This is a genomic window from Achromobacter anxifer (assembly GCF_903652925.1).
GTDB lineage: Bacteria > Pseudomonadota > Gammaproteobacteria > Burkholderiales > Burkholderiaceae_B > Achromobacter > Achromobacter anxifer.
Window position 1 is genome coordinate 1 of the sequence record NZ_CAHLAR010000013.1, and the last position, 22,514, is coordinate 22,514.

Consider the following 22,514-nt stretch of genomic DNA (forward strand, 5'->3'; position numbering starts at 1 on the left):
CGCGGCGTCGCGGTGTCGCGCCACGCGCGCGGCATCGCCGCCATTGCCCGCGAATGCCGCGAGGATCCCGCGCGCGCGGCCGAAGCCGCCAAGGCGGCGCTGGCCGCGGCCCGCCAACAGGCCGGCCTGAACGCCTTCATCAGCCTGTCCGACACGCCGGCGCTGGACGGCGCGGCCGCCGCGGCCGCGCGCAAGCTGCGCGAAGGCGCCGCCATGCCGCTGATGGGCGTGCCGATAGCCGTGAAGGACCTGATGCAGGTCGCCGGCTTTCCCCAGACCAACGGCAGCGGCGGCCTGAAGCCGCCGCCGGCGCTGCGCGACGCGCTGGCGGTGGCGCGCCTGCGCGAAGCCGGCGCGCTGGTGGTGGGCACCACCAACCTGCATGAACTGGCCTACGGCATCACCAGCGAAAACCCCCACTACGGCTGGGTCGGCAACCCCCGCGCGGCGGGCTACACCGCAGGCGGATCCAGCGGCGGCTCGGCCGCGGCGGTGGCCGCCGGCATCGTGCGTCTGGCCATCGGCACCGACACCGCAGGCTCGATCCGCATCCCCGCCGCCTGCTGCGGCGTGGTCGGCTTCAAGCCCACCTTCGACGCCATTTCGCGCGACGGCGCGCAGGCGCTGGGCGCCAGCCTGGACCACCTGGGCCCCATCGCCGCCAGCGTGGCCGACGCCGCGCTGGCCTACTCCATCATGTCGGGTCAGGCGGAACGCACCGTCAGCGCGGGCGCGCTCGCCGGCCTGCGCGTGGGCGTGCCGCGCAACTACTTCTACGACCCGCTGGCCGAGGACGTGGCGCAGGCCGTCAACCAGGCGCTGGCGCTGATGCAGGCCGACGGCGCCACGCTGGTGCCGCTGGATCTGCCCGGCGTGGAGCACAGCGCGGCGCTGCAGTTCGCGACCCTGTGCAGCGAGGCCACCGACATCCACTGGCGCCGGCTGATCGACCAGCCCGAGACCCTGGGCGACGACGTGCGCGTGCGCCTGGAGATCGGCCAGTTCTTTCCCGCCGCCTGGTACACGCGGGCGCAGCGCGGCCGCGCCGCGCTGGCGCGCATGTTCGACCAGGCCATGCAGTCGGTGGACGTGCTGGTCACCCCCACCCTGCGCATTGAGCCGCCGCGCTCCGGCGCCGGCGCGGTCACCATCGCGGGCCGCGAAGTGCCGCTGCACACCGCCGTCACCGGCCTGACCATGCCCTTCAACCTGACCGGCATGCCGGCGCTGACGCTGCCCTGCGGCGTCGGCCGCAACGGCCTGCCGCTGGGGCTGCAGATCGCCGGCGCGCGCGGCGCCGACTGGCGGGTGCTGAACACCGCCGCCCGGATCGAAAACCTGCTGGCGGGCTGAGGCCGGCTGCGCCGGGGCCGGTGTCCGGGCCGGCCCCGAATTCAGCCCCCGAATTCAGCCCCCGAGTTCAGCCCCCGAATCCAGCCCCGCGTCCAGCCCCGAGTCCAGCCCCGGACGCCGGCCCGGCCCGCATGCTGGTAAGCCCTAACTGGTCAGACCGGTACTACAGGATTAAAAAACGAGCAGAGTTCCCGCCCGCCGACGCCTCGCCTGCGCGAGCGGCGGCATCGCCGCACATCCTTTCCAAAAGGAAACCACGATGAAACTGCTTCGCCTTGCCGCAGCCGTATCCGCGGTCGTTCTCGCCTCCTCCGCCCACGGCGCCGATCCTGTCGTCATCGGCGTGAGCATCGCGCAATCCCCGCCCGGCTCCGTGGTCCAAGGCACGCAGGTCAAGGACGGCGTGGAAATCATCGCCAAGATGATCAACGACAAGGGCGGCGTGCTGGGCCGCCCCCTGAAGATCGTCTACGAGGACGATCAGGGCATTCCGGAAAAGGGCCGCGCGGCGGCCGAAAAACTGATCTCGCGCGACAAGGTCGTGGCGATTACGGGCGGCCACCAGAGCTCGGTCTGCCTGGCCGAGATCGAGGTCACGCACCGCTACAAGGTGCCCTACGTCAACACCAATTGCTGGTCCGACGACGTGCGCGCCAAGGGCTACCCGGAAGTCTTCAATCCGGCCAACTACAACACCCGCGTCTCCAGCGCCATGGCCGACACCATCGCCGCGCTGAAGGTCAAGAGCGTGGTCGCCTTCGCCGAGAACACCGACTACGGCATCGGCCAGGCCAAGCTGCTGGGCGAATTCCTCAAGAAGGCCGCGCCGCAGACCCAGTACAAGTACGTGGCGCTGGACCGCGCCGGCAAGGACTTCACGCCGGCCGTGCTGCCGCTGCGCGCCAGCCCGCCGGACCTGGTGGTCAACATCATGCTGCCGCCGGCCGCGTACATCCTGATGAACCAGCTGTATGAACAGGGCGTGGCGCCCAGCGCCAAGACCTGGTTCTACGACGGCGCCGGCATCGCCGACTATCCCGACTTCTGGAAGAACGTGAAGGAAGCCGGCAAGTACATGCTGGCCTTCGGCCTGTACCACCCGCAGATGCCCATGCCGCAACTGGGCCTGGACGTGGGCGCCGCCTACCAGAAGCAGGCCAAGACCGAACCCAACCGCCTGATCTTCCAGGCCGCGGACTCGGTGCTGCTGATCGCCCGCGCCATCGAGGAAGCCAAGTCCACCGACAGCGCCGCCATCATCAAGGCCCTGCAAGGCATGCAGTTCGAAGGCGTGCGCGGCAAGTTCAGCTTCTCGCAGGAGCCGGGCTACACCTACCAGCAATGGGTCGACATCCCCTACGTCACCTACCAGCTGACCGAGGTCGACCAGCCGCTGAGCAAGACCACGCTGATCCAGGCCACCGGCCAACCGCTGCAGGTCGACAAGCTGGTCAAGCCCGCCAAATAATGGTGCCCCCACGCCGCGCCTTCGGCTTGCTGCCCCCCGAGGGGGCGCTTTTGCCTTGGGGCGGCCCGGCGGCAAAAGGTGCCCCCACGCCGCGCCTTCAGCTTGCCGGCCCCCGAGGGGACGCCTTTTTGCCTTGGGGCGGCTCGGCAGCAAAAAGAACCGGATCGTCTCCACAGCATGACCGCAACACAGGCCGGGGCCCCGCCCCGGCGCCAGGGAGAATCGAGTGCTGGCATTGGACCTGTTCGTCAACGGCCTGATCATCGGCCTGTACTACGCGCTGATGGCGGTCGGCCTGACCATGATCTTCGGCATCCTGAAGGTCGTGAACTTCGCCCATGGCGAGTTCTACATGATCGGCGCCTACACCTACACCCTGGTGTCGCTGGCCCTGGGCGTGCCGCCCTGGCTGGCGCTGCCGGTGGCCGCGGCGGCCGGCGCGCTGCTGGGCTGGGCCACGGAACGCTGGCTGATGCGGCCGCTGTACGCCGGCTACGGTTCCTGGGGGCTGATGAAGGACGAGTATGCGGTGGTGGTGACCTTCGGCCTGTCGCTGCTGCTGATCAACCTGGTCGACAAGGTCGTCGGCCCCTACCCCATGCGCGGCCCGGCGCTGTCGGACGTGACGCGCATGGCAATTGGCCCCTTCATGATGAGCGGCCAGAAGCTGATCACCGCCGGCATGTCCATCGTGCTGCTGGTGGGGCTGGCGCTGTTCATCAAGCGTTCGCTGTGGGGCCGGCAGGTGCAGGCGGTGGCGCAGAACCGCCTGGGCGCATCGATCGCCGGCATCGACACGGCGCGCGCCAGCAGCATCATCTTCATGGCGTCCGGCGTGCTGGCCGCGCTGGCCGGCGCGTTGCTGGCGCCGGTCATCAATCCCGCGCCGGACGTGGGCGCGTTTCCGGCCATCAAGTCCTATGTGATCGTGGTGATAGGCGGCATGGGCTCGATCCCCGGCAGCATCGTCGCGGCGCTGGCGCTGGGCGTGCTGGAAAGCTTCGGCGCGGTCTACCTGTCCTATGACTACCGCGACACCTTCGGGCTGGCGCTCCTGATCCTGATCCTGCTGTTCCGGCCCAAGGGCCTGTTCGGCGAACGCGCGCGGGAGGTCTGACCATGCAAACCCTTGCCCATCCCAATCTGCTGCGCAACAAGCTGAGCCAGGAATTGCGGCTGTCGCTGGCGTTCCTGGCCGTGCTGGCGCTCCTGCCGCTGGGCGTGTCCTCGCCGTACTGGCTGGGCGTGCTGATCGTCAGCATGTACTTCGCGATGCTGGCCAGCGGCTGGAACCTGCTGGCGGGCTACGCTGGCCAGTTCTCGCTGGCGCCGGCCGCCTTCGCCATGCTGGGCGGCTACACCACGGGCCTGCTGGCCTACCACTGGGGCGTGCCGCTGTGGCTGGGACTGCCGCTGTCCGCGGTGCTGCCGGGGCTGGTGGGCCTGGTGCTGGGCCGCATCGTGCTGCGGCTGTCGGGGCCCTACCTGGCGCTGACCACCCTGTCCTTCGCCGAGATCGTGCGCCTGGTGATCTACAACTCCATCGACTTCACCCGCGGCGACCAGGGCCTGCACGTGCCCGCGCTGCTGGAAAGCCGGGTGGGCAACTACTACCTGTTCCTGGCCGCGCTGGCGGCGGTCACGCTGCTGATCTTCCTGCTGCTGCGGGCGCGACCGGGACGATTCCTGCAGGCCATCCGCGACGACGAGATCGGCGCGGCCAGCCGCGGCATCGACGTCGTGCGCTACAAGACGCTGGCCTTCCTGATCAGCTGCGCCATCTGCGGTTTCGCCGGCGGCTTGTATGGCACCTTCGCGCAGCTGGTCAGCCCGGAACTGGGCATCGTGACGCAGACCGGCATGGTGATCGCCATGGTGGTGATCGGCGGCATGGGCACGCTGGTCGGGCCGCTGCTGGGCGCGGTGCTGGTCTATGTCGCGTCGGAGTTGCTGCGCGACGTGGGCAACATCCAGATGATCGTGTTCGCGCTGCTGGTCATCGTCTTCGCGCGCTTCTTCCGCGAAGGGCTGTGGGGCCTGGCGCGCCGCGCCGTCCTGCGCCGTTCGGCGGCCGCCAACGCCAGCGCCAGGGGGGCCTGATGGCACTGCTGCAAATCTCCGGAATACAGAAGCGCTTCGGCGGGCTGCTGGCCGTGAACGGCGCGGGCATGGACGTCGCCGACGGCGAGCTGTTGGGACTGATCGGCCCCAACGGCTCGGGCAAGACCACCCTGCTCAACGTGCTGTCCGGCCACCTGGCGGCGGACGCGGGCGAGGTGAAGCTGGACGGCCGCAGCGTGATGGGCCTGAATCCCACGCGGCTGACGCGGCTGGGCGTGCTACGCATGTTCCAGATGACCCGCGTCTTCAACCGGGTCAGCGCCTACGACAACCTGATCGTGTGCGGCCTGGCCATGGGCCTGGACGAAGCGGCCGCCAGCCGCCGCGCGCTGGAACTGCTGGACGAGCTCAAGCTGAACCACGTCATGCATCTGGACGCCGGGCAACTGTCGGGCGGACAGAAGAAGCTGCTGGAATTCGGCGCCTGCTTCATGGCGCGGCCGCGCATCGCGCTGCTGGACGAGCCCTTCGCCGCCGTCCACCCGGTCATGAAGGAAACCATGTCGGAGTTCATCCGCCGCCGCAACCAGAGCGGCCAGACCTTCATCCTGGTCAGCCATGACATGCCGGTGGTGGTGGATCTGTGCCCGCGTTCGGTATGCATGAACGCCGGCCGCGTGCTGGCTGACGGCCCCACGCAGCAGGTGCTGCGCGAGCCCGCGGTGATCGAGGCCTATCTGGGCGAACAGGGACAAGAGGAGCAGGACCATGCCTGACACGCTGCTCGCCATGGAAGGCGTGACCGCGGGCTATATGGGCGACATCGACGTGCTGCGCAACGTCTCGCTCACGGTGCAGGCCGGCCGCATCAGCGGCCTGATCGGCCTGAACGGCGCGGGCAAGTCCACGCTGATGAAAGCCATCTGCGGCTTCCTGCGGCCCAAGTCCGGCCGCGTCACGCGCGCCGGACGCGACATCTCGGGCCAGCCGCCGCACCGCATGATCGATGATGGCCTCTGGTACATCCCGCAGGAATCCAGCCTGTTCCCCTACCTGACGGTGGAAGAGAACCTGCGCCTGCCGCTGGAAGGCCGGCGCAAGCGCTACGGCGACGTGCTGGAAGCGCGCTACGCCGATACGCTGGAGCGCTTTCCGGTGCTCAAGCAGAAACTCAAGGACCAGGCCGGCAACCTGTCCGGCGGCCAGCAGAAGTCGCTGGAATTCGCCAAGGCCTATATGGTGCAGCCGCAGGTCTGCCTGATCGACGAGCCCAGCATCGGGCTGGCGCCGCGCGTGGCGGCCGAGGTGTTCCAGTGGATCCGCGCCTTCGCCGACGCGGGCATGGGCATCCTGCTGGTGGACCACAACGTGCGCCGGGTCGTGGCCATGTCCAACCACATCTACGTGCTGAGCCTGGGCGAAATCACCGCCTCGGGCTCGCCCGAGGACTTCGCCGGCGACCTGCACGAGCAGGTGCGCGAATGGCTGGGGATCAATTTCTGATGGCTATCCGGACCCTGATCGCCCAACCGCTCGACGCCGCGGCCTTCGCGCCCTACGGCGAAGTCGTCAGCAGCCGGGACCGCGCCGGCCGCAGCATCAACGCCGGCACCTCGCTGCGCGTGGACATGAACGAACCCGACCTGCTGGACGCCGGCGGCCGGCCCTCGCTGTCGGTATTCCGGGCGCGGGCGATCGCCCTGCCCTTTGCCGCGCGCCTGCTGGAGCGGCACCGCCTGGGCAGCCAGACCTTCCTGCCGCTGGCGGGCACGCCCTACGTGGTGCTGGTGGCGCTGGGCGCGGACGCGCCGGACACGGCCACGTTGCGCGCCTTCATGGCTAGCGCAGGCGTGGGCATCACGCTGCGCCGTGACGTCTGGCATCACCCGCTGATGGCGCTGGCCGACGGCGAATTCGCCGTGCTGGAACGCGCCGGCCCCAGCGTGGATTGCGAGATAGTGGATTTGCCGGACGCGCCCTGGACGATCCAGGCCGCCTGAGTCCGCGCCAGACGCTGTCCGCGGCTCGCTTGCGTCTTGGCCGGCCCTAACCGGCCCGCCGCCAGACGCTGGCCAGCCAGGGCTGCTGCTCGCGCGGCAGGCCCTGCGGTCGGTAGTAGTGTTCCAGTTCCTCGAAACCCGCGGCCGTCAGCAGGCCGCGCCAACCTTCCAGGTCGTGGTAGGCGCCATAGCGTCCGCGGTTCCAGCCTTCCTGGTTGCCGCCGCGCGGATTGGAGCTGAACAGCACGCCGCGTGGCTTGAGCGTGTCGCGCAGCGCCCGCAGCACCTGCGGCAGCTCCTGGCCGGGCACGTGGAACAGCACGGCGTTGGCGAAGATGCCGTCGAAGCGGCCCGGCGGCAGCGCCAGGCGCAGGAAATCCTGCTGCCAGACCTCGCAGCCGCTAGCCACCCGCGCCATCTCGACAAAGCGCGGCGTGCCGTCCAGGCCCACCGGCCGGTGGCCCAGGGCGACAAACGTCTTCAGGTCACGGCCTGGGCCGCAACCGAAATCCAGGATGTCGTACGGAGGATCGCCTTCGATGTGGCGCAGGAGCGCCGCGATGTTCTGGCTGACGTCGTGGTCCCGCGTGCCGGTCTCGAACGATTCCGCGTTCTCTTGGTAGTGCGCCAGGGTCAGGGAACTGATCTTGGCGAGGTCTTCGGCGTCGAGTTTCATGGGGTGATTGTGCCGCAAAAAACCGCATGCGGCCGTCGCCGGAAGCCGGCTCCGGCCGGCCGTCTGGCAACCGGGCGGAGCCGCCTTGATCTGCGCAAGCTTCCCAAGGGGGTGTCAGACGCCAGACGCGCGCCAGCGCCAGACACCCTCACGACGCCAGGCGGGCCTCAGGCCGCCAGCCGCCCTTCGATCCGGGCCTTGGTGGCCGGCAGATCCTCGGGCAGGCCCTGCTCCAGCTGGGCGAACAGCTCCTGGTGCAGCGCCAGTTCGTCGCGCCATGCGCCGGCGTCGACCGACATGACCTGCTCGAACTTGTCCGGGCTGAACTCCAGGCCGGTCCAGTCGATGTCCTGGTAGCTCGGCGAAATGCCGAACACCTGGTCCACGCCCTTGGACTGGCCGTCGATGCGGCCCAGCATCCAGCGCAGCACGCGCATGTTGTCGCCGAAGCCGGGCCAGACGAACTTGCCGTCCGGACCCTTGCGGAACCAGTTGACGCAGTAGATGCGCGGCAGGGTGGCGCCGGCGGCTTCCAGCTGCTTGCCCAGCTTCAGCCAGTGGCTGAAGTAGTCGCTCATGTTGTAGCCGCAGAACGGCAGCATGGCGAAGGGATCGCGGCGCACCACGCCCTGCTGGCCGGCGGCCGCGGCGGTGGTTTCCGAACCCATGGTGGCAGCCATGTAGACGCCTTCGACCCAGTTGCGGGCCTCGGTCACCAGCGGCACGGTGGTGGAGCGGCGGCCGCCGAAGATGAAGGCGTCGATGACCACGCCTTCGGGGTTTTCCCATTCGGGGTCGATGGACGGGCACTGAGCGGCCGGCGCGGTGAAGCGCGCGTTCGGGTGCGCCGCCTTGCGGCCGGTTTCGCGCGCGATGGCGGGGGTCCAGTCCTGGCCCTGCCAGTCGATCAGGTGCGCCGGCGGCTCGTCCGTCATGCCTTCCCACCAGACGTCGCCGTCATCGGTGAGCGCCACGTTGGTGAAGATGACGTTGGCCTTGAGCGTGGCCATGGCGTTGAAGTTGGTCTGCTCGCTGGTGCCCGGGGCCACGCCGAAGTAGCCGGCTTCCGGGTTGATGGCGTGCAGGCGGCCGTCCTTGCCCGGCTTGATCCAGGCGATGTCGTCGCCGATGGTGGTGACCTTCCAGCCGTCCATGCCCTGGGGCGGGATCAGCATGGCGAAGTTGGTCTTGCCGCAGGCCGACGGGAATGCCGCGGCCACGTGGTACTTGCGGCCCTTGGGCGAGGTCACGCCCAGGATCAGCATGTGCTCGGCCAGCCAGCCCTGGTCGCGGCCCATGGTGGACGCGATGCGCAGCGCGAAGCACTTCTTGCCCAGCAGCGCGTTGCCGCCGTAGCCCGAGCCGAAGCTCCAGATCTCGCGGGTCTTGGGAAAATGGACGATGTACTTGGTGGGGTTGCACGGCCAGGCCACATCGGCCTCGCCGGCAGCCAGCGGCTTGCCCACGGAATGCACACAGGGCACGAAGTCGCCGTCGGCGCCCAGCACGTCATAGACCTGCTTGCCCATGCGCGTCATGATGCGCATGTTCACGGCCACGTAGGGGCTGTCGGACAGTTCCACGCCGATGTGGGCGATGTCGGAGCCCAGCGGGCCCATCGAGAACGGCACGACGTACAGCGTGCGGCCGCGCATGGCGCCGTCGAACAGGCCGTTGAGCGTCTCGCGCATGGCGGCGGGCTCGGCCCAGTTGTTGGTGGGGCCGGCGTCTTCGGCACGGTCGGAACAGATGAAGGTGCGGTCTTCCACGCGGGCGACGTCGGACGGATCCGAGCAGGCCAGGAAGGAATTAGGCCGCTTGGCGGGGTTCAGCCTGCGCATCGTGCCCGACTGGACCATCTGTTCGCACAGCCGGTCGTATTCTTCCTGGGAGCCGTCGCACCACACGATGTGGTCCGGCTTGGCCAGCGCGGCGAAACTGGCGACCCAGTCGATCAGGCCGCGGTGTTTCACATAGTCAGGCACGTTCAAGGCGGCCAGTCCCCCATCCAAAGGCTTATTCATCGGGGTTATCTCCATACTATAAGTAAAGCTAATGGTGATACGGCCCCAATTGGCATGGGGCCGTATCAATTTGCGCCATCATACTTGCAGCGGCGGGTTGCCCGTCAACCCATCCTCTTGGACGACATTGTCACCGGTTGAGACGGGTCAGGCGTAGCTGCCGTCGCGCAACTCGCGCCGGATGATCTTGCCGGTGGCGGTGGTGGGCAAACTGGTTACAAAACGGATCGCGCGCGGATACTCATGCGCCGCCAGGCGCTTGCGCACGTGGGCCTGCAAGTCCTTCACCAGCGCGTCGCTGCCTGCATAACCCTCGTTCAGCACCACATAGGCCATCACGATCTCGGTGCGCTGGGCGTCGGGCACGCCCACCACCGCCGCCATGCGCACGGCGGGGTGGCCGATCAGGCAGTCCTCGATGGGTCCCGGGCCGATGCGGTAGCCGGCACTGGTGATGACGTCGTCGTTGCGGCCGACGAAGCGGATGAAGCCCTGGGCGTCGCGCACGCCCTGGTCGCCGGTCAGCAGATAGTCGCCGGCGAATTTCTCGGCGGTGGCCTCGGGGTTGTTCCAGTAGCCCAGGAACATGACCGGATCCAGCCGCAATACGCCGATGTTGCCCTCCTGTCCATCGGCCACTTCGGCGCCCTGGTCATCCACAATAGCGACGCGGTGCCCTGGCGCTGCGCGGCCGATGGCGCCGATGCAGGGGTCGAACAGGGACGAGCAGGACGACACCAGCATGTTGCATTCGGTCTGGCCGTAGAACTCGTTGATGGTCACGCCCAGCACGCGCCGGCCCCAGTCTATGAGTTCCGCGCCCAGCGACTCGCCGCCGCTGGCGACCGAGCGCAGCGCCAAGGCACCCGCCCCGGCCGGCAGTTCGGTGCCGCGCATCATCTTCAGCGCGGTGGGCGGCAGGAAGGTGTGGGTCACGCCATGGCGCGCCATCAGCTCGAAGGCGCTGGCGCCGTCGAACTTCTCGAAGCGGCGCGCCAGCACCGGCACGCCGTGGTGCCAGGACGGCAGCAGCACGTCCAGCAGGCCGCCGATCCAGGCCCAGTCGGCCGGCGTCCACATCAGCGCCGCATTCTCCGGGAAGAACTCGTGCGACATCTCCACGCCCGGCAGGTGGCCCAGCAGGACGCGGTGCGCGTGCAGCGCGCCCTTGGGCTTGCCGGTGGTGCCCGAGGTATAGATGATGACGGCCGGATCGTCGGCCGCGGTCGCCGCCGGCGTGTAGTCCTCGGACTCGGCCGCCAGCTCGGCATGGAAAGGCAGCGCGCCGTCAGGGCAGTCCTCGTCGATGCAGTACACCACCTTCAGGTCGGGCAGGCTGGCGCGGATCTCGCGCAGCTTGCGGCAGCCCTCAGCGTCGGTCACCAATGCGGCCGCGCCGCTATTGGCCAGGCGGTACTGGATCGCGTCGACCCCGAACAGCGTGAACAGCGGCACCGCCACCGCGCCCATCTTGTAGACGGCGATGTGGGTCACCGCCGTTTCCGGCGCCTGCGGCAGGTAGACGGCCACGCGGTCGCCGCGCTTGACGCCATGGCGCTCCAGGCTGCGCGCCAGCTGGTTGGACAAAGCCTTGATCTGGTCGAAGGTGTAGCGCGACTGCGCGCCGTCGCTCTTTTCGTAGATCAGCGCCAGGCGGCCGCTGCCGTCGGCCCACTTGTCGCAGGCGTCGACGCCGATGTTGTAGGCCGCCGGCACCTGCCATTGGAACTGGGACGCGAGCTGCGTGTAGGAATCGGCTCTGGTCAGCATGATTTGTCTCTGGTGTTGTTGTCGAACGCGCCGGCGGCTGGCGCCGGCGATGTAACGTCTTGCCTCAAACTTGACCCTGGCTCAATATTAAGCCCCGCCCACCCCCAGCCCACCCCACGCCGCATGGAAAAAGCCGCCACCGTCCCGATGCGCCGCCCGCCGGCCAGCGCCAAGTCCGAACAGCGCATCCGCGACATCCTGCGCGTCGCCCGCCAGGTCTTTTCCGAAGCGGGCTTCCAGGCCGCCACCACCACCGAGATCGCGCAGCGCCTGGGCGTGTCCGAGGCCACCGTGTTCACCTATTTCGGCGGCAAGCGCGAACTCTGCGTGCGCGTGATCAGCGACTGGTACGACGAGATCATCGCCAAGGTCGAGGACAGCCTGCCGCACGTGCACGGCGCGCGCGCCCAGCTGCACTACCTGGTGCACGCGCATCTGCGCCACCTGCTGGCCGAGGGCACCGGGCTGTGCGCCTTCATCCTGTCCGAGGGCCGCGCCCGCAACGACGACTTCGGCGAGGTCTACGCCGAGCTGCAGCGCCGCTACACCGCGCCGCTGATGCGCATCCTGGCCCAGGGCCAGGCCGACGGCGACATCCGCCGCGACATGCCGCTGCGGCTGCTGCGCTCGGCGGTGTACGGGCCGATGGAGCACGTGTTGTGGGATGCCATCCTGCGTGGCGCGCGGGTCAACGTGGCCGCCACCGCCGACCAGCTGGTCGGCTTTCTGTGGCAGGCGCTGCAGCCGCCCGCCCAGGACGCCCTGGCGCTGGCGCAATTCCGCGGCGAGGTGCGCGACGCCCTGCATCGGCTTCAGTCGTCGGAGAACAGCGAAGGCGGCTCGTACTGAGGAAAGCCGTTGTAGGCCTCTCCCCGTTCCGCGGGAGCCAGGGTCCACGAATGGCGCGCGTTGGGCACGCCGCCATCCACCCGGATGACGCTGCCGTTGATGAAGGCCGCGGCCGGCGACAGCAGGAACACCACCGCCGCCGCCAGTTCGGCCTCGGTGCCGAAGCGCTGCAGCGGCACCTTGGTCTTCAGTTCGCGCAGCACCGCGCGATAGTCCTCGTCGTAGCTGTCCATGCCGCTGGAGGCGATCCAGCCCGGTGCCACGGCGTTGACCCGCACGCCCGCGTGGGCCCATTCGCAGGCGGCGGTCTCGGTCAGGTTCCAGACGCCGGCGCGCGCCGCGCCCGAATGCCCCATGCCCGGCATGCCGCCCCAGATGTCCGCCAGCATATTGACGATGGCGCCGCCGTGCTGGCGCATGTGCTGGGTATAGACCTCGCGCGACACCAGGAAGGTGCCGTGCAGATTGTTCTGGACCACGGCATTCCAGCCGTTGTAGCTGATGCGGTCCAGCGGCGCGGGAAACTGCCCGCCGGCGCAATTGAACAGGCCGTCGATGGCGCCGTGCCGCGCCAGCGCCTCGGCGACCGTCGCGCGCACGCCGGCCTCGTCGCGGATGTCGCAGACGTGCAGGCTGATGCGGCCGGCGGCCTCCGGGTAGATCCGCAGGATTTCATCGTGCGCGGCCTGCAGCTTGTCCGGCTTGCGTCCCACCAGCGCCAGGCTTGCGCCCAGCGACGCCAGCTCATGCGCGGTGCAGCGGCCCAGGCCGCTGCCTCCGCCCGTCACGACGATGGTCTTGCCTTCGTAGAGGCCCGGCCGGAAGACCGACGCGTAGCGCTGGCCGGCGGCCGCGCCGCCTGGATGCTGGTTCATGTCTCGCTCCATTTATTTTTGTTGAGGATAACTCAATATTTACCCAGATTGGATCGCAAGCAGGTAAATTCCAGCCTGGAATCGCTGGAACGCTTTGCCGCATTTATTGAGCCTCTATCAAGAAAACTGGAGACCAGGAATGACCGCGCCCGCCCCGCTGGACGTCGCCTACGACGGCCCCATCGCCCGCCTGACCTTGAACCGCCCCGAGATGCGCAACGCATTCGACGATGCCCTGATCGCCGCCCTCACCGGCGCGGTCCAGGCGGCGGTGGACGACCCGGCCGTGCGCGTGCTGCTGCTGACGGGCGCGGGCAAGGCCTTCTGCGCCGGCGGCGACCTGAACTGGATGCGCAAGATGGCCACGCTCAGCGACGCCGAGAACCGCGCCGACGCCGCCAGGCTGGCCGGCATGCTGCACGCGATCTGGTCCTGCCCCAAGCCGGTGGTGGCCTGCGTCAACGGCGACGCCTATGCCGGCGGCATGGGACTGGTGTCGGCCTGCGACATCGCCATCGCCGCGGGCAGCGCGCACTTCTGCCTGTCGGAAACGCGGCTGGGCCTGCTGCCCGCCACCATCAGTCCCTATGTGCTGCGCGCCATGGGCGAGCGCGCCGCCAACCGCTACTTCCTGACCGCCGAACGCTTCGACGCCGCGACCGCCTTCCGGCTGGGCCTGGTGCATGACGTCGCGCCCCAGGCCGAACTGCCGCAGCGCGCCGAAGCGCTGTGCCTGGCGCTGTGCGACAACGGCCCCGGCGCGGTGCAGGCCAGCAAGCGGCTGGTGCGCGACTTCGCCGGCCAGGACATCGACGCGGCGCTCATCGCCGACACGGTGGAACGCATCGCGGCCGTGCGCAGCACGGACGAGGCGCGCGAAGGCGTCAGCGCGTTCCTGGAGAAGCGCGAGCCTTCCTGGCGGCGCGCCTCGTAGCGCCGGCGCGGCGCGGCCCGGCATCGGCCCCGCGACATGCCATAATCGCTGGCGGATTTCCAGGAAGCACCATGCCGCAAGCCACGCCCCCCGCATTCCCTCCCCTGAACGCCGAGCGCCTCTGGGCCCGCGTCGAAGCCCTTTCCCGATACACCCTGCCCGACGTCCCCTGGACGCGCCGCGCGTTCTCGCCGCTGTTCGACGAGGCCCGCGCCTGGCTGCGCGGTGAATTCGAAGCCGCGGGCCTGGCGACGCGACTGGACGCCGGCGGCAACCTGGTGGGCACGCTGGCCGGGCGCGATCCGGCGCGCAAGCCCATCGCCACCGGCTCGCATTGCGACACCGTGATGGCCGGCGGCCGCTTCGACGGCATCATCGGCGTGCTGGCCGGCATCGAAGTCGCCCACACCCTGCGCGAACACGGCATCCAGCTGGAACACCCCTTCGAGGTCATCGACTTCCTGTCCGAGGAACCCAGCGACTACGGCATTTCCTGCGTCGGCAGCCGCGCGCTTTGCGGCCAGCTGACGCCCGACATGCTGCAGGCCCGCAACCCCGAAGGCGAGACGCTGGCCGCCGGCATCGCCCGCATCGGTGGCGACCCCTCAGCCTTGGGCGCGCCGCTGCGCGGCCCGGGCGGCACCGCCGCCTTCGTCGAACTGCATATCGAACAGGGACCGGTGCTGGAAAGCCGCGGCCTGCCCATCGGCGTGGTCACCAACATCGTCGGCATCCGCCGCGTGCTGATCACGGTCGAAGGCCAGCCCGACCACGCCGGCACCACGCCCATGGACATCCGCCGCGACGCCCTGGTGGGCGCGGCCCGCATCATCGACGCCGCCAACCGCCAGGCCAGCGCCGCCAGCGGCAATCCCCATTACGTGGTCGCCACCGTGGGCCGGCTGTCGATGACGCCCAACGCCGCCAACGCCGTGCCCGGCCGCGTCGAACTGACGCTGGAAATGCGCAGCGACAGCGACGCCGTGCTGGACGCCTTCCCGGAAACCCTGATGGCCGGCGTGGCCGCCGACCTGACGGCGCTGCGGCTCTCGACCAGCTTCACGCAGCTGAGCCGCGCCCGGCCCACGGACTGCACGCCGCTGGTGATGGACGCGGTACAGGCCGCCGCCGACCAGCTGGGCTATGCCTCCATGCGCCTGCCCAGCGGCGCGGGCCACGACGCGGTGTACATGGCGCCCACCGGCCCCATCGGCATGATCTTCATCCCCTGCCTGAACGGCCGCAGCCACTGCCCGGAAGAGTGGATCGAGCCCCCGCAGCTGCTGGACGGCACCCGCGTGCTGTACCAGACCGTGCTGCAACTGGACCAGCGGCTGCGCGGCGCCTGACGCCGGGGCGGCCCTGCCGCGCCCGCGGGTATCGCCCGCCCGCGGGCCGCGCGCTGCCATAATGAGCGCCTCGCGCCGCCACCGGCGCCCCTGCACGGCCCTGCCCCCATGGAACAGATAGAACTCAACGACAGCACCGCCGACCGCTACCTGCTGGACGCGCCCGGCCTGTCCCTGCTGGTCTTCCACAGCCGCACCTGCGGCACCTGCCGCATCGCGCGCGAACAGTTGCCGCAGCTGGAGCTGCCGGTGGAACGCGTGTGCTGGGTCGACGCCGGCGACAACCGCGGCCTGGTCGAACGCTACGAGGTCTTCCACCTGCCCGCCATGTTCGTGACGCGCGACGGCGCCTTCTTCGGCCCGGTCCAGTCGACCTTGGCGGAATGGGACCTGCGCCAGCAGATCGGGCTGGCTCTGGACAGCTACCCCGCCGAACTGCCGTGAGCGCCGCCAAGCCCCTGCGCCAGCCGCTGGACGGGCTGGCGACCGGCGCCATGCTGCTCTTGTGCGTCTGCTGGGGCTTCCAGCAGATCGCCATCAAGCTGGTGGCCGCGGATGTTTCCCCCATCATGCAGATCGGTTTGCGCTCGGCGTTCGCGGCGCTGGTGCTGGCTTGCGCCGTGGCGCGGCGCGAGGGCCTGCGCGCGTTCGGCGACGGCACCTTGCTGCCCGGCCTGATCGTGGGCCTGCTGTTCGCGGGCGAATTCCTGTTCGTGGCGCAGGGCCTGGTCCACACCACGGCCTCGCACATGTCGGTGTTCCTGTACACCGCGCCCATCTTCGCCGCGCTGGGCCTGCACTGGCTGCTGCCCGAGGAACGCCTGAAGCCGCTGCAATGGGTGGGCGTGGCCGTGGCGTTCTGCGGCATCGCCGTGGCCTTCCTCGGCAAAGGCCAGCCGGCCGGCTCCGCCGGCGCGCCCAACATGCTGCTGGGCGATGCCATGGGCCTTCTGGCCGGCCTGTTCTGGGGCGCCACCACGGTGGCGATCCGCAAGACCTCGCTGTCCGAAGCCGCGCCCGCCAAGACCCTGTTCTATCAGATGGCGGTGGCCGCGATCGCCTTGCTGGCCTATGCCGCGGCCACCGGCAACGCCGGTTTCCGCTACACGCAGGCCGCAGTGCTCAGCGTCGCCTTCCAGTCCGTGGTGGTGGCCTTGTCCAGCTACCTGGCGTGGTTCTGGCTGCTGCGCCGCTACCTCGCGTCGCGCCTGTCCGTGCTGTCGTTCATGACGCCGCTGTTCGGCGTGAGCTTCGGCGTGCTGATCCTGGACGAACCGCTGGACGCCGGCTTCGTGCTGGGCGCGCTGCTGGTGCTGGCGGGCATCACCCTGGTCAGCGGCGCGGAACTGCTGCGCGAGAAACTGCGGCGCGCGCGCTGAACCGCCGCCGCGCCGCTCAACGGCTCCGCCGCGGCGCCGCGCCCAGGTTCAGCACGATCAGCGCCGCCCCGCCCAGCACCAGGCCAAAGCCCCACCAATCCATGGCCGCGGGCCGGTCGCCCACCAGCGCCATCGCGCCCAGCACCCCCACCACCGGCACCATCAGCGTGGTCAGCGCCGCCACCGTGGCGCTGACGCGCTCGCTCAGCACGAACCAGAGCCAGTACGCGACGGCGGTGCCCAGGATGATGTGGAACGACAAGGCCCCTGCCACGCGGCCGTTCCAGCCCTGCGTGGGAAACGATTCACCCGCGATCAGCACGCCGCCCAGGGCGCAGGCCGCACCCACCGCCAACTGCCAGGCGGTGACGACGATGCGGCTCCCGGCCACGGGCCAGCCCTTCAGGTAGACGGAACCGGCGGCCCAGCAGAAGGCCGCCACCAGCGGAAAGGCGAGCCCCTTGGCCGCGGCCATATCGTGTTCGCCGAACACGGCGCGCAACACCGGCCAGGCCAGGATGGACACCCCGGCCGCGCCCAGCAGCAGCGCCAGCGCCCGGCGCCCGTCCAGGCGTTCGCCCAGCACCGCCCAGGCCAGCACGGCCGACATCATGGGCATGGTGAAGGTCAGCACCGCCGCGCGCGAGGTGCTGGTGCTGAGCTGCGCCCAGGCCACCAGCAGATTGAAGGCCGCGACGGCAAGCAGCCCGCCCACGATGATGCCGCGCCACGACTCGCGCGGCGGCAGCAGGGGCAGCCGCTTGGCGCGCGCCAGCAGCAACAGCAGCACCGCGCCGCTGCCCAGGCCGAGCAGGCGCAAGGTGAACGGCGGAAAGATCGACAGGATGATCTTCACCGCCGGCCAGTTCAGGCCCCAGAACAGGGCCAGCGCAACCGGGATCAGGCGCACGCGGCGCGAGCCTGCTCGGTCAGTTCGGACAGGCCACGAAGCTGTCGGCCCTGGGCATCGAAATTGTCCGGGCTCAGCCAGCGTTCATAGGCGGCGCGCAAGGCGGGCCAGTCGCCGTCGACGATGGCGAACCAGGCCGTGTCGCGGCTGCGGCCCTTGTACACCGTGGCCTGGCGGAAGATGCCTTCGAACTCGAAACCCAGCCGGGCGGCGGCGCTGCGCGACGGCGCGTTCAGGCTGTCGCACTTCCATTCGTAGCGGCGGTAGCCCAGTTCGTCGAAGGCGCGGCGCATCAGCAGGAACTGGGCCTCGGTGGCGATGCGCGTGCGCTTGAGCTGGCGCGAAAACGACACGAAGCCCACTTCGATCGCCCCATTGGCCGGGTCGATGCGCATCAGCGCCAGCGTGCCGACGGCACGGCCCGTTTCCAGGTCAATGATGGCGTGATGCAGGGGATCGTTGCCGGCCTGCGCCTTTTCCGCGAACTCGCGATAGGCCGCCAGATCAGCGAACGGCCCCACCGACATATAGGTCCAGTCGCTGTCGTCCGGGGCCAGGCTGAACGCCTGGTACAGGTCCTCGGCATGGCGCTCGGCCGATAGCGGCTCCAGCCGGCAATAGCGGCCGACGATGGGATCCAGGGGCGGACGCGGGCGCGGGGTCCAGCCCGGCACTTCCGGGCCTATGGGTTGCTGGAAAGCGTTGACGCGGGGTTGCATGCTGCGAGGCCTCATCTGGGTTGGCGCGCGCCGCCGGCAGCGGCGGACACAATGCGCATGTCCTCACGATATCGAAATCGTGGCATCATAAAAAGCACCACGATCCATATATTTAATAGGGCCAAGATGGACACCCCCGCCCTGCTCTCCAGCCCGCTCGCGCGCGGTCCCGGCACCCAGCCGCGGCAGCGCCAGCTGATCCAGCGCCTCAAGCAGGCCATCCTGGCCGGGCAGTTGCCCGCAGGCGGCAGGCTGCCCTCGTCGCGCGCCCTGTCCGAGGAACTGGACATCTCGCGCAACACGGTCCTGATCGCCTATGAACAGCTGACGGCCGAAGGCTATGTGATCGCCGACCGCCAAGGCACGCGGGTGGCCCCTCTGTCGGCCGCTGCCGCCATCGCCGCCAAGCGCACCGCGCCGCCCCCGCCCCAGCCCGCGCTCACGGCTCAGCGGCTGACGCGCATCGTCTCCACGCGCTACGCCCACGACAGTTCGCTGCCCATGACGCCCGGCACCCCGGCGCTGACGCAATTCCCCATCAGCGCCTGGCGCCGCGCGCAGGACCGCGCGCTGCAAGCGGCCCCGGCCACCACCCTGGGCTACGGTCATCCCGTGGGCGAGCCGGCGCTGCGCGAAGCCATCGCCCAATACCTGCGCGTGTCGCGCGGCGTGCGCTGCGACGCCTCGCGCATCGTCATCACCGAAGGCGCCCAAGGCGCGCTGGCGCTGTGCGTGCAGCTTTTGACCAACCCCGGCGACACCGCCTGGCTGGAAGACCCGGGCTACCGCGGCGCCAAGTCCGCCTTCCACGGCGGCGACCTGGACGTGGTGGCGATGCGCGTGGACGCGGATGGCATCGTGATCCCCGAAAACGCCTGGCGGGAACGCCCGCCGCGTCTCATCCAGACTACGCCATCGCACCAGTACCCCACCGGCGCGGTGCTGTCCCTGCCGCGCCGCCTGGGGCTGATCGAACGGGCCCGCCAGGCCGGCGCCTGGATCATCGAGGACGACTACGACAGCGAATTCCGCCATCAGGGCGAACCGATAGCCGCGATGCAGGGCCTGGTCGAGGATGCGCCGGTGCTCTACGTGGGCACCTTCAGCAAGACCATGTTCCCGGCGCTGCGCCTGGGCTTCCTGGTGCTGCCCGAAGCCATCGCGGCGCAGGCCATGCCGTCCATCATCGAAATGATGCGCGGCGGCCATCGGCTGGAACAACTGACCATGGCCGCCTTCATGGAAAACGGCCAGTACTCGCGCCACCTGGGCCGCATGCGCCGCCTGTACCGCGAACGCCAGGCCGCGCTGCGTGAGGCCCTGGCCGGGCATCTGGGGATCGAACACGAGGTGCTGGGCGGCCATTGCGGCCTGCACCTGACGGTGCGGCTACCCGCGCAGTTTCCAGACAGGGAGATCGTGCAGCAGGCGCGCAAGATCGGCATGAACCCGGGCGCGCTGTCATCGTTCGCGGTGGCGCCGCGGGCCGAGGACAACGGACTGGTGATCGGGTACGGGAATACGGGGGCCGAGCGGTTTCCAGCGTTGGTGCAGAGGTTGAGAAAGGTGGCGTTGGCGGCGCGTCAGGCTTCGTAGGTCCGGCCGTCAGTACGAACGGTTGCAGGCAGTGCAGAGGGCAGACTTCGTAGGTCGCCCATCGGCGCGGGCGGTGAGCTGCCGCTGTCTTGGCTTGTTGCGCTGCTGGAGCCGTGGTCAGGGGCGACTCGTGAGCTGCCCGTATCAATCGGCCGCCCGGGCGGCCGATTGATACATACGCGATTCACAAAATTTCTATCGTGTTCGCTGCGCGAATACGGCGAATCGTCCACCCATGCACCGACTCTTTTAAGGAACCGGTGACAAACAGCGCGCAGCGCCATCACTCGCCGCAAGACACCGCGTAAGCTCCCAAAGGCCGCCCGCGCGGCCGGCCGGGAGCGGGCCCCGCAAGACCTTTCGCCCCGCCCCGCCGATGGTAAACACGCCAAGCACACCACCCGCCCCAGCGCCCGTGAAGTTTCAACCGCCGGAGCCAGCCGCGCCGTGGGCCTGGGGCGAGCGGGGCGTCGATAAGCCCGAGGGAATCGGAAGGCAGCCGCCGTAGGCGGCAACGACGATGACGACGGGGAAGCCCGGAGCGAAGGCTCCGGGCCGCAATCGTTGCCCTGCTCGCCCCAGGCCCGCGGCGCGGCTGGCGCCTAAAGAACACCACCACCCGCAAAACGCGGCACAACAAAGCCCATCAATTAATCAACCCACCCAACACCAACACCGCCAAAAACCCCCAAACCAACGCCCCCAGCAAACTCCGCCGCAACAACGCCTTAACCGCCGCCCAAAGCAACATCAACCCGATAGCCAACACCGCCAGATTGAACACCGACGGACTCATCCCCATCGCGCCCGACAGGCCCGAATAGAAATCGCCCAGCGCACCGCCGATCCCGCCCAACAGCCACTTCAGGCCCGCGACGACGCTGCGCAGCGCCTCGCCGAGCATGCCGCCCAGCGATGCGAAGAAGCCGTCATCGGTCTGCATCAGCGGCGGCTGTCCATGAGCATGCGCACCGCCAGCCCGGCCAGCACCGTGCCCATCAGCCAGCGCTGCACCACCATCCACACGGGCCGGCCCGCCAGGAAGCCGGCGATGGAGCCGGCCATGATGGCGATCAGCGCATTGACCGTGAGGCTGATCGCCACCTGCGTCATGCCCAGCGCCAGCGACTGCGTGAACACGCTGCCGCGCTCGGGCTGGATGAACTGCGGCAGCAGCGACACGTACATGATCGCGATCTTGGGATTGAGCAGATTGGTCACCAGCCCCATCGTGAACAGCGTGCGCGGGCTGCTCTTGGGCAGCTCGCGCACCTGGAACGGCGAACGCCCGCCCGGACGCAGCGCCTGCCAGGCCATGTACAGCAGGTACAGCGCGCCGCCGATGCGCAGCGCGTCATAGGCGTAAGGCACCGCCATCAGCAGCGCCGTAATGCCGAAGGCCGCGCAAAGCACGTAGAAGACGAAGCCGACCGCCACGCCCCCCAGCGAAATCAGGCCCGCCTGCGCGCCTTGTGAAATGGAACGGGAGACCAGGTAGATCATGTTGGGCCCGGGCGTGAGCACCATGCCCAGGGCAACCAGGGCGAACGTCATCAGATGGGTAAGGTCGGGCATGATGGGCCGGCGCAAGGCCGTGCAGGAAGTGGAAGCGTGAACTGACACAGTAGCCCAAAACTGTATCGGAACAGGGACTTTCCAGGCCGGGTTTACATGGCAGTGGCGCCGGCGATACAGTGGACCGGTTCCCGTCCCTGGAGAGCCCGGACATGCCGCAAGCGCATCCTCATCCGAAAGACGGCGCCATCCGCATCGGCATCGGGGGCTGGACCTACGCCCCCTGGCGCGGCGCCTTCTACCCCGAAAACCTGCCGCATGCGCGGGAGCTGGAATACGCCAGCCGCCAGCTCAGCGCCATCGAAATCAACGGCACCTACTACAGCACCCAGAAGCCGGCCACCTTCGCCAAATGGCGCGACGAAACGCCCGAGGGTTTCGTGTTCTCGCTGAAGGCCTCGCGCTACGCCACCAACCGCCGCGAGCTGGCGGGCGCCGGGGACTCCGTCCATCGCTTCGTGCACAGCGGCATCGCGGAGCTGGGCCCCAAACTGGGCCCCATCGTCTGGCAGTTCGCGCCCACCAAGGCCTTCGACGCGGACGACTTCGGCGCCTTCCTAGCGCTGCTGCCGGACCAGATCGACGGCCTGCCGCTGCGGCACGTGCTGGACGTGCGCCATGCCAGCTTCGCCTGCGAGGAGTACCTGGAACTGGCGCGGCGCCACGGCGCGGCCACGGTCTACACGGACAGCGAGGACTATCCGTCCATCGCCGACCGTACCGCCGGTTTCGCGTATGCGCGGCTGATGCGCGCCAGCACGGCCTACAAGGCGGGCTACGCGCCCAAGGCGCTGGACGCCTGGGCGGACCGCCTGCGCGCCTGGGCGCGAGGCGCCCATCCGGCCGACCTGCCGCTCGCCGGCGCCCCGGAAAAGAAGGCGGCACGGCCGGCGGAGGTGTTTGCCTTCTTCATCAATGGCGCGAAGGAACGCGCGCCGATGGCGGCGCGCGCCATGATCGAACGCTTGTAGCGCCC

The 22,514-nt window shown here is 69.3% G+C and carries 22 protein-coding genes; 14 read left to right on the forward strand and 8 right to left on the reverse strand.

All coding sequences use genetic code 11. The features are described from left to right. The 7 genes from HWY37_RS29485 to HWY37_RS29515 all read left to right on the forward strand — a co-directional run. Positions 1 to 1,353: amidase (locus HWY37_RS29485; protein ID WP_176090438.1), on the forward strand; the 1,353-nt coding region annotated here is incomplete at its 5' end. Between the two features lie 259 nt (positions 1,354 to 1,612). Next, a complete protein-coding gene (locus HWY37_RS29490; RefSeq protein ID WP_176090439.1) occupies positions 1,613 to 2,821 on the forward strand; it encodes an ABC transporter substrate-binding protein in 1,209 nt (402 codons plus the stop codon). A 226-nt stretch (positions 2,822 to 3,047) separates the two neighbouring features. After that, entirely contained in the window at positions 3,048 to 3,938 is an 891-nt protein-coding gene (locus HWY37_RS29495; RefSeq protein ID WP_176090440.1) for a branched-chain amino acid ABC transporter permease, read from the forward strand. A 2-nt stretch (positions 3,939 to 3,940) separates the two neighbouring features. Continuing rightward, entirely contained in the window at positions 3,941 to 4,921 is a 981-nt protein-coding gene (locus HWY37_RS29500; protein WP_175211385.1) for a branched-chain amino acid ABC transporter permease, read from the forward strand. Beyond that, positions 4,921 to 5,658, forward strand: coding sequence for an ABC transporter ATP-binding protein (locus HWY37_RS29505; protein ID WP_175211384.1), 738 nt, complete (start codon positions 4,921 to 4,923; stop codon positions 5,656 to 5,658). Before HWY37_RS29500 ends, HWY37_RS29505 begins: the two co-directional genes overlap by 1 nt. Further along, a complete protein-coding gene (locus HWY37_RS29510; protein ID WP_175211383.1) occupies positions 5,651 to 6,385 on the forward strand; it encodes an ABC transporter ATP-binding protein in 735 nt (244 codons plus the stop codon). The genes HWY37_RS29505 and HWY37_RS29510 overlap by 8 nt, the downstream gene beginning before the upstream one ends. Further along, a complete protein-coding gene (locus tag HWY37_RS29515; protein WP_175211382.1) occupies positions 6,385 to 6,882 on the forward strand; it encodes an ureidoglycolate lyase in 498 nt (165 codons plus the stop codon). The genes HWY37_RS29510 and HWY37_RS29515 overlap by 1 nt, the downstream gene beginning before the upstream one ends. A 46-nt stretch (positions 6,883 to 6,928) precedes the next feature. Here HWY37_RS29515 and HWY37_RS29520 read toward each other — a convergent pair whose 3' ends face one another. The 3 genes from HWY37_RS29520 to HWY37_RS29530 form a co-directional block, all read right to left on the reverse strand. Continuing rightward, complete coding sequence (locus HWY37_RS29520; RefSeq protein WP_175211381.1) at positions 6,929 to 7,558, reverse strand: class I SAM-dependent DNA methyltransferase; 630 nt, start codon at positions 7,556 to 7,558, stop codon at positions 6,929 to 6,931. A gap of 167 nt (positions 7,559 to 7,725) precedes the next feature. Then, positions 7,726 to 9,582, reverse strand: coding sequence for a phosphoenolpyruvate carboxykinase (GTP) (locus tag HWY37_RS29525; protein ID WP_175211380.1), 1,857 nt, complete (start codon positions 9,580 to 9,582; stop codon positions 7,726 to 7,728). A gap of 147 nt (positions 9,583 to 9,729) precedes the next feature. After that, positions 9,730 to 11,352 (reverse strand): acyl-CoA synthetase, encoded by a 1,623-nt coding sequence (locus HWY37_RS29530; RefSeq protein WP_176090441.1) that lies wholly within the window; start codon positions 11,350 to 11,352, stop codon positions 9,730 to 9,732. Positions 11,353 to 11,475: 123 nt separating this feature from the next. On the opposite strand from HWY37_RS29530, the gene HWY37_RS29535 reads away from it, so the two are divergent. After that, positions 11,476 to 12,201: a TetR/AcrR family transcriptional regulator gene (locus tag HWY37_RS29535; RefSeq protein WP_175211378.1), complete on the forward strand. Its 726-nt coding sequence runs from the start codon at positions 11,476 to 11,478 to the stop codon at positions 12,199 to 12,201. Here HWY37_RS29535 and HWY37_RS29540 read toward each other — a convergent pair. Then, the gene (locus tag HWY37_RS29540) at positions 12,165 to 13,076 is read right to left on the reverse strand and encodes an SDR family oxidoreductase (protein WP_175211377.1); all 912 of its coding nucleotides are present in this window, start codon (positions 13,074 to 13,076) and stop codon (positions 12,165 to 12,167) included. The two genes, HWY37_RS29535 and HWY37_RS29540, sit on opposite strands and share 37 nt — an antisense overlap. Before the next feature lie 139 nt (positions 13,077 to 13,215). Between HWY37_RS29540 and HWY37_RS29545 the strand changes: the two genes are divergently transcribed. The 4 genes from HWY37_RS29545 (at position 13,216) to HWY37_RS29560 (ending at position 16,738) form a co-directional block, all read left to right on the forward strand. Beyond that, entirely contained in the window at positions 13,216 to 14,010 is a 795-nt protein-coding gene (locus HWY37_RS29545; RefSeq protein WP_176090442.1) for an enoyl-CoA hydratase/isomerase family protein, read from the forward strand. 71 nt (positions 14,011 to 14,081) lie between these two features. Further along, complete coding sequence (locus HWY37_RS29550; RefSeq protein WP_176090443.1) at positions 14,082 to 15,359, forward strand: Zn-dependent hydrolase; 1,278 nt, start codon at positions 14,082 to 14,084, stop codon at positions 15,357 to 15,359. 108 nt (positions 15,360 to 15,467) lie between these two features. Then, positions 15,468 to 15,803, forward strand: coding sequence for a thioredoxin family protein (locus HWY37_RS29555; RefSeq protein ID WP_042793046.1), 336 nt, complete (start codon positions 15,468 to 15,470; stop codon positions 15,801 to 15,803). Beyond that, entirely contained in the window at positions 15,800 to 16,738 is a 939-nt protein-coding gene (locus tag HWY37_RS29560) for a DMT family transporter (protein WP_176090444.1), read from the forward strand. Before HWY37_RS29555 ends, HWY37_RS29560 begins: the two co-directional genes overlap by 4 nt. 16 nt (positions 16,739 to 16,754) lie before the next feature. On the opposite strand, the gene HWY37_RS29565 is transcribed toward HWY37_RS29560, so the two are convergent. Both HWY37_RS29565 and HWY37_RS29570 read right to left on the reverse strand, forming a co-directional pair. Further along, positions 16,755 to 17,648, reverse strand: coding sequence for a DMT family transporter (locus HWY37_RS29565; protein ID WP_176090445.1), 894 nt, complete (start codon positions 17,646 to 17,648; stop codon positions 16,755 to 16,757). Further along, a complete protein-coding gene (locus tag HWY37_RS29570; protein ID WP_176090446.1) occupies positions 17,639 to 18,367 on the reverse strand; it encodes a GNAT family N-acetyltransferase in 729 nt (242 codons plus the stop codon). The genes HWY37_RS29565 and HWY37_RS29570 overlap by 10 nt, the downstream gene beginning before the upstream one ends. A 126-nt stretch (positions 18,368 to 18,493) precedes the next feature. Here HWY37_RS29570 and pdxR point away from each other — a divergent pair, with 126 nt between their 5' ends. Next, positions 18,494 to 19,963, forward strand: coding sequence for a MocR-like pyridoxine biosynthesis transcription factor PdxR (gene pdxR / locus HWY37_RS29575; protein WP_176090447.1), 1,470 nt, complete (start codon positions 18,494 to 18,496; stop codon positions 19,961 to 19,963). Positions 19,964 to 20,609: 646 nt separating this feature from the next. On the opposite strand, the gene HWY37_RS29580 is transcribed toward pdxR, so the two are convergent. Then, on the reverse strand, positions 20,610 to 20,906 hold the full coding sequence (locus HWY37_RS29580) for a hypothetical protein (protein ID WP_176090448.1): 297 nt from the start codon (positions 20,904 to 20,906) through the stop codon (positions 20,610 to 20,612). Then, positions 20,906 to 21,538 carry a LysE family translocator gene (locus HWY37_RS29585; RefSeq protein WP_175210289.1) on the reverse strand — a complete coding sequence of 211 codons (633 nt, stop codon included), beginning with the start codon at positions 21,536 to 21,538 and terminating at the stop codon, positions 20,906 to 20,908. Before HWY37_RS29585 ends, HWY37_RS29580 begins: the two co-directional genes overlap by 1 nt. A 152-nt stretch (positions 21,539 to 21,690) precedes the next feature. Between HWY37_RS29585 and HWY37_RS29590 the strand changes: the two genes are divergently transcribed. Continuing rightward, a complete protein-coding gene (locus HWY37_RS29590; RefSeq protein WP_176090449.1) occupies positions 21,691 to 22,509 on the forward strand; it encodes a DUF72 domain-containing protein in 819 nt (272 codons plus the stop codon). Positions 22,510 to 22,514: the final 5 nt, after the last annotated feature.

Excerpts from the sequence above, each read along its gene's own strand:
- HWY37_RS29570 (WP_176090446.1), bottom strand. The coding sequence starts at position 18,367 with ATGCAACCCCGCGTCAACGCTTTCCAGCAACCCATAGGCCCGGAAGTG.
- HWY37_RS29530 (WP_176090441.1), bottom strand. The coding sequence starts at position 11,352 with ATGCTGACCAGAGCCGATTCCTACACGCAGCTCGCGTCCCAGTTCCAA.
- HWY37_RS29490 (WP_176090439.1), top strand. The coding sequence starts at position 1,613 with ATGAAACTGCTTCGCCTTGCCGCAGCCGTATCCGCGGTCGTTCTCGCC.
- HWY37_RS29520 (WP_175211381.1), bottom strand. The coding sequence starts at position 7,558 with ATGAAACTCGACGCCGAAGACCTCGCCAAGATCAGTTCCCTGACCCTG.
- HWY37_RS29555 (WP_042793046.1), top strand. The coding sequence starts at position 15,468 with ATGGAACAGATAGAACTCAACGACAGCACCGCCGACCGCTACCTGCTG.
- HWY37_RS29545 (WP_176090442.1), top strand. The coding sequence starts at position 13,216 with ATGACCGCGCCCGCCCCGCTGGACGTCGCCTACGACGGCCCCATCGCC.
- HWY37_RS29510 (WP_175211383.1), top strand. The coding sequence starts at position 5,651 with ATGCCTGACACGCTGCTCGCCATGGAAGGCGTGACCGCGGGCTATATG.
- HWY37_RS29515 (WP_175211382.1), top strand. The coding sequence starts at position 6,385 with ATGGCTATCCGGACCCTGATCGCCCAACCGCTCGACGCCGCGGCCTTC.
- HWY37_RS29590 (WP_176090449.1), top strand. The coding sequence starts at position 21,691 with ATGCCGCAAGCGCATCCTCATCCGAAAGACGGCGCCATCCGCATCGGC.
- HWY37_RS29540 (WP_175211377.1), bottom strand. The coding sequence starts at position 13,076 with ATGAACCAGCATCCAGGCGGCGCGGCCGCCGGCCAGCGCTACGCGTCG.
- HWY37_RS29585 (WP_175210289.1), bottom strand. The coding sequence starts at position 21,538 with ATGCCCGACCTTACCCATCTGATGACGTTCGCCCTGGTTGCCCTGGGC.
- HWY37_RS29500 (WP_175211385.1), top strand. The coding sequence starts at position 3,941 with ATGCAAACCCTTGCCCATCCCAATCTGCTGCGCAACAAGCTGAGCCAG.
- HWY37_RS29550 (WP_176090443.1), top strand. The coding sequence starts at position 14,082 with ATGCCGCAAGCCACGCCCCCCGCATTCCCTCCCCTGAACGCCGAGCGC.
- HWY37_RS29535 (WP_175211378.1), top strand. The coding sequence starts at position 11,476 with ATGGAAAAAGCCGCCACCGTCCCGATGCGCCGCCCGCCGGCCAGCGCC.
- HWY37_RS29505 (WP_175211384.1), top strand. The coding sequence starts at position 4,921 with ATGGCACTGCTGCAAATCTCCGGAATACAGAAGCGCTTCGGCGGGCTG.
- HWY37_RS29580 (WP_176090448.1), bottom strand. The coding sequence starts at position 20,906 with ATGCAGACCGATGACGGCTTCTTCGCATCGCTGGGCGGCATGCTCGGC.
- HWY37_RS29525 (WP_175211380.1), bottom strand. The coding sequence starts at position 9,582 with ATGAATAAGCCTTTGGATGGGGGACTGGCCGCCTTGAACGTGCCTGAC.
- pdxR (WP_176090447.1), top strand. The coding sequence starts at position 18,494 with ATGGACACCCCCGCCCTGCTCTCCAGCCCGCTCGCGCGCGGTCCCGGC.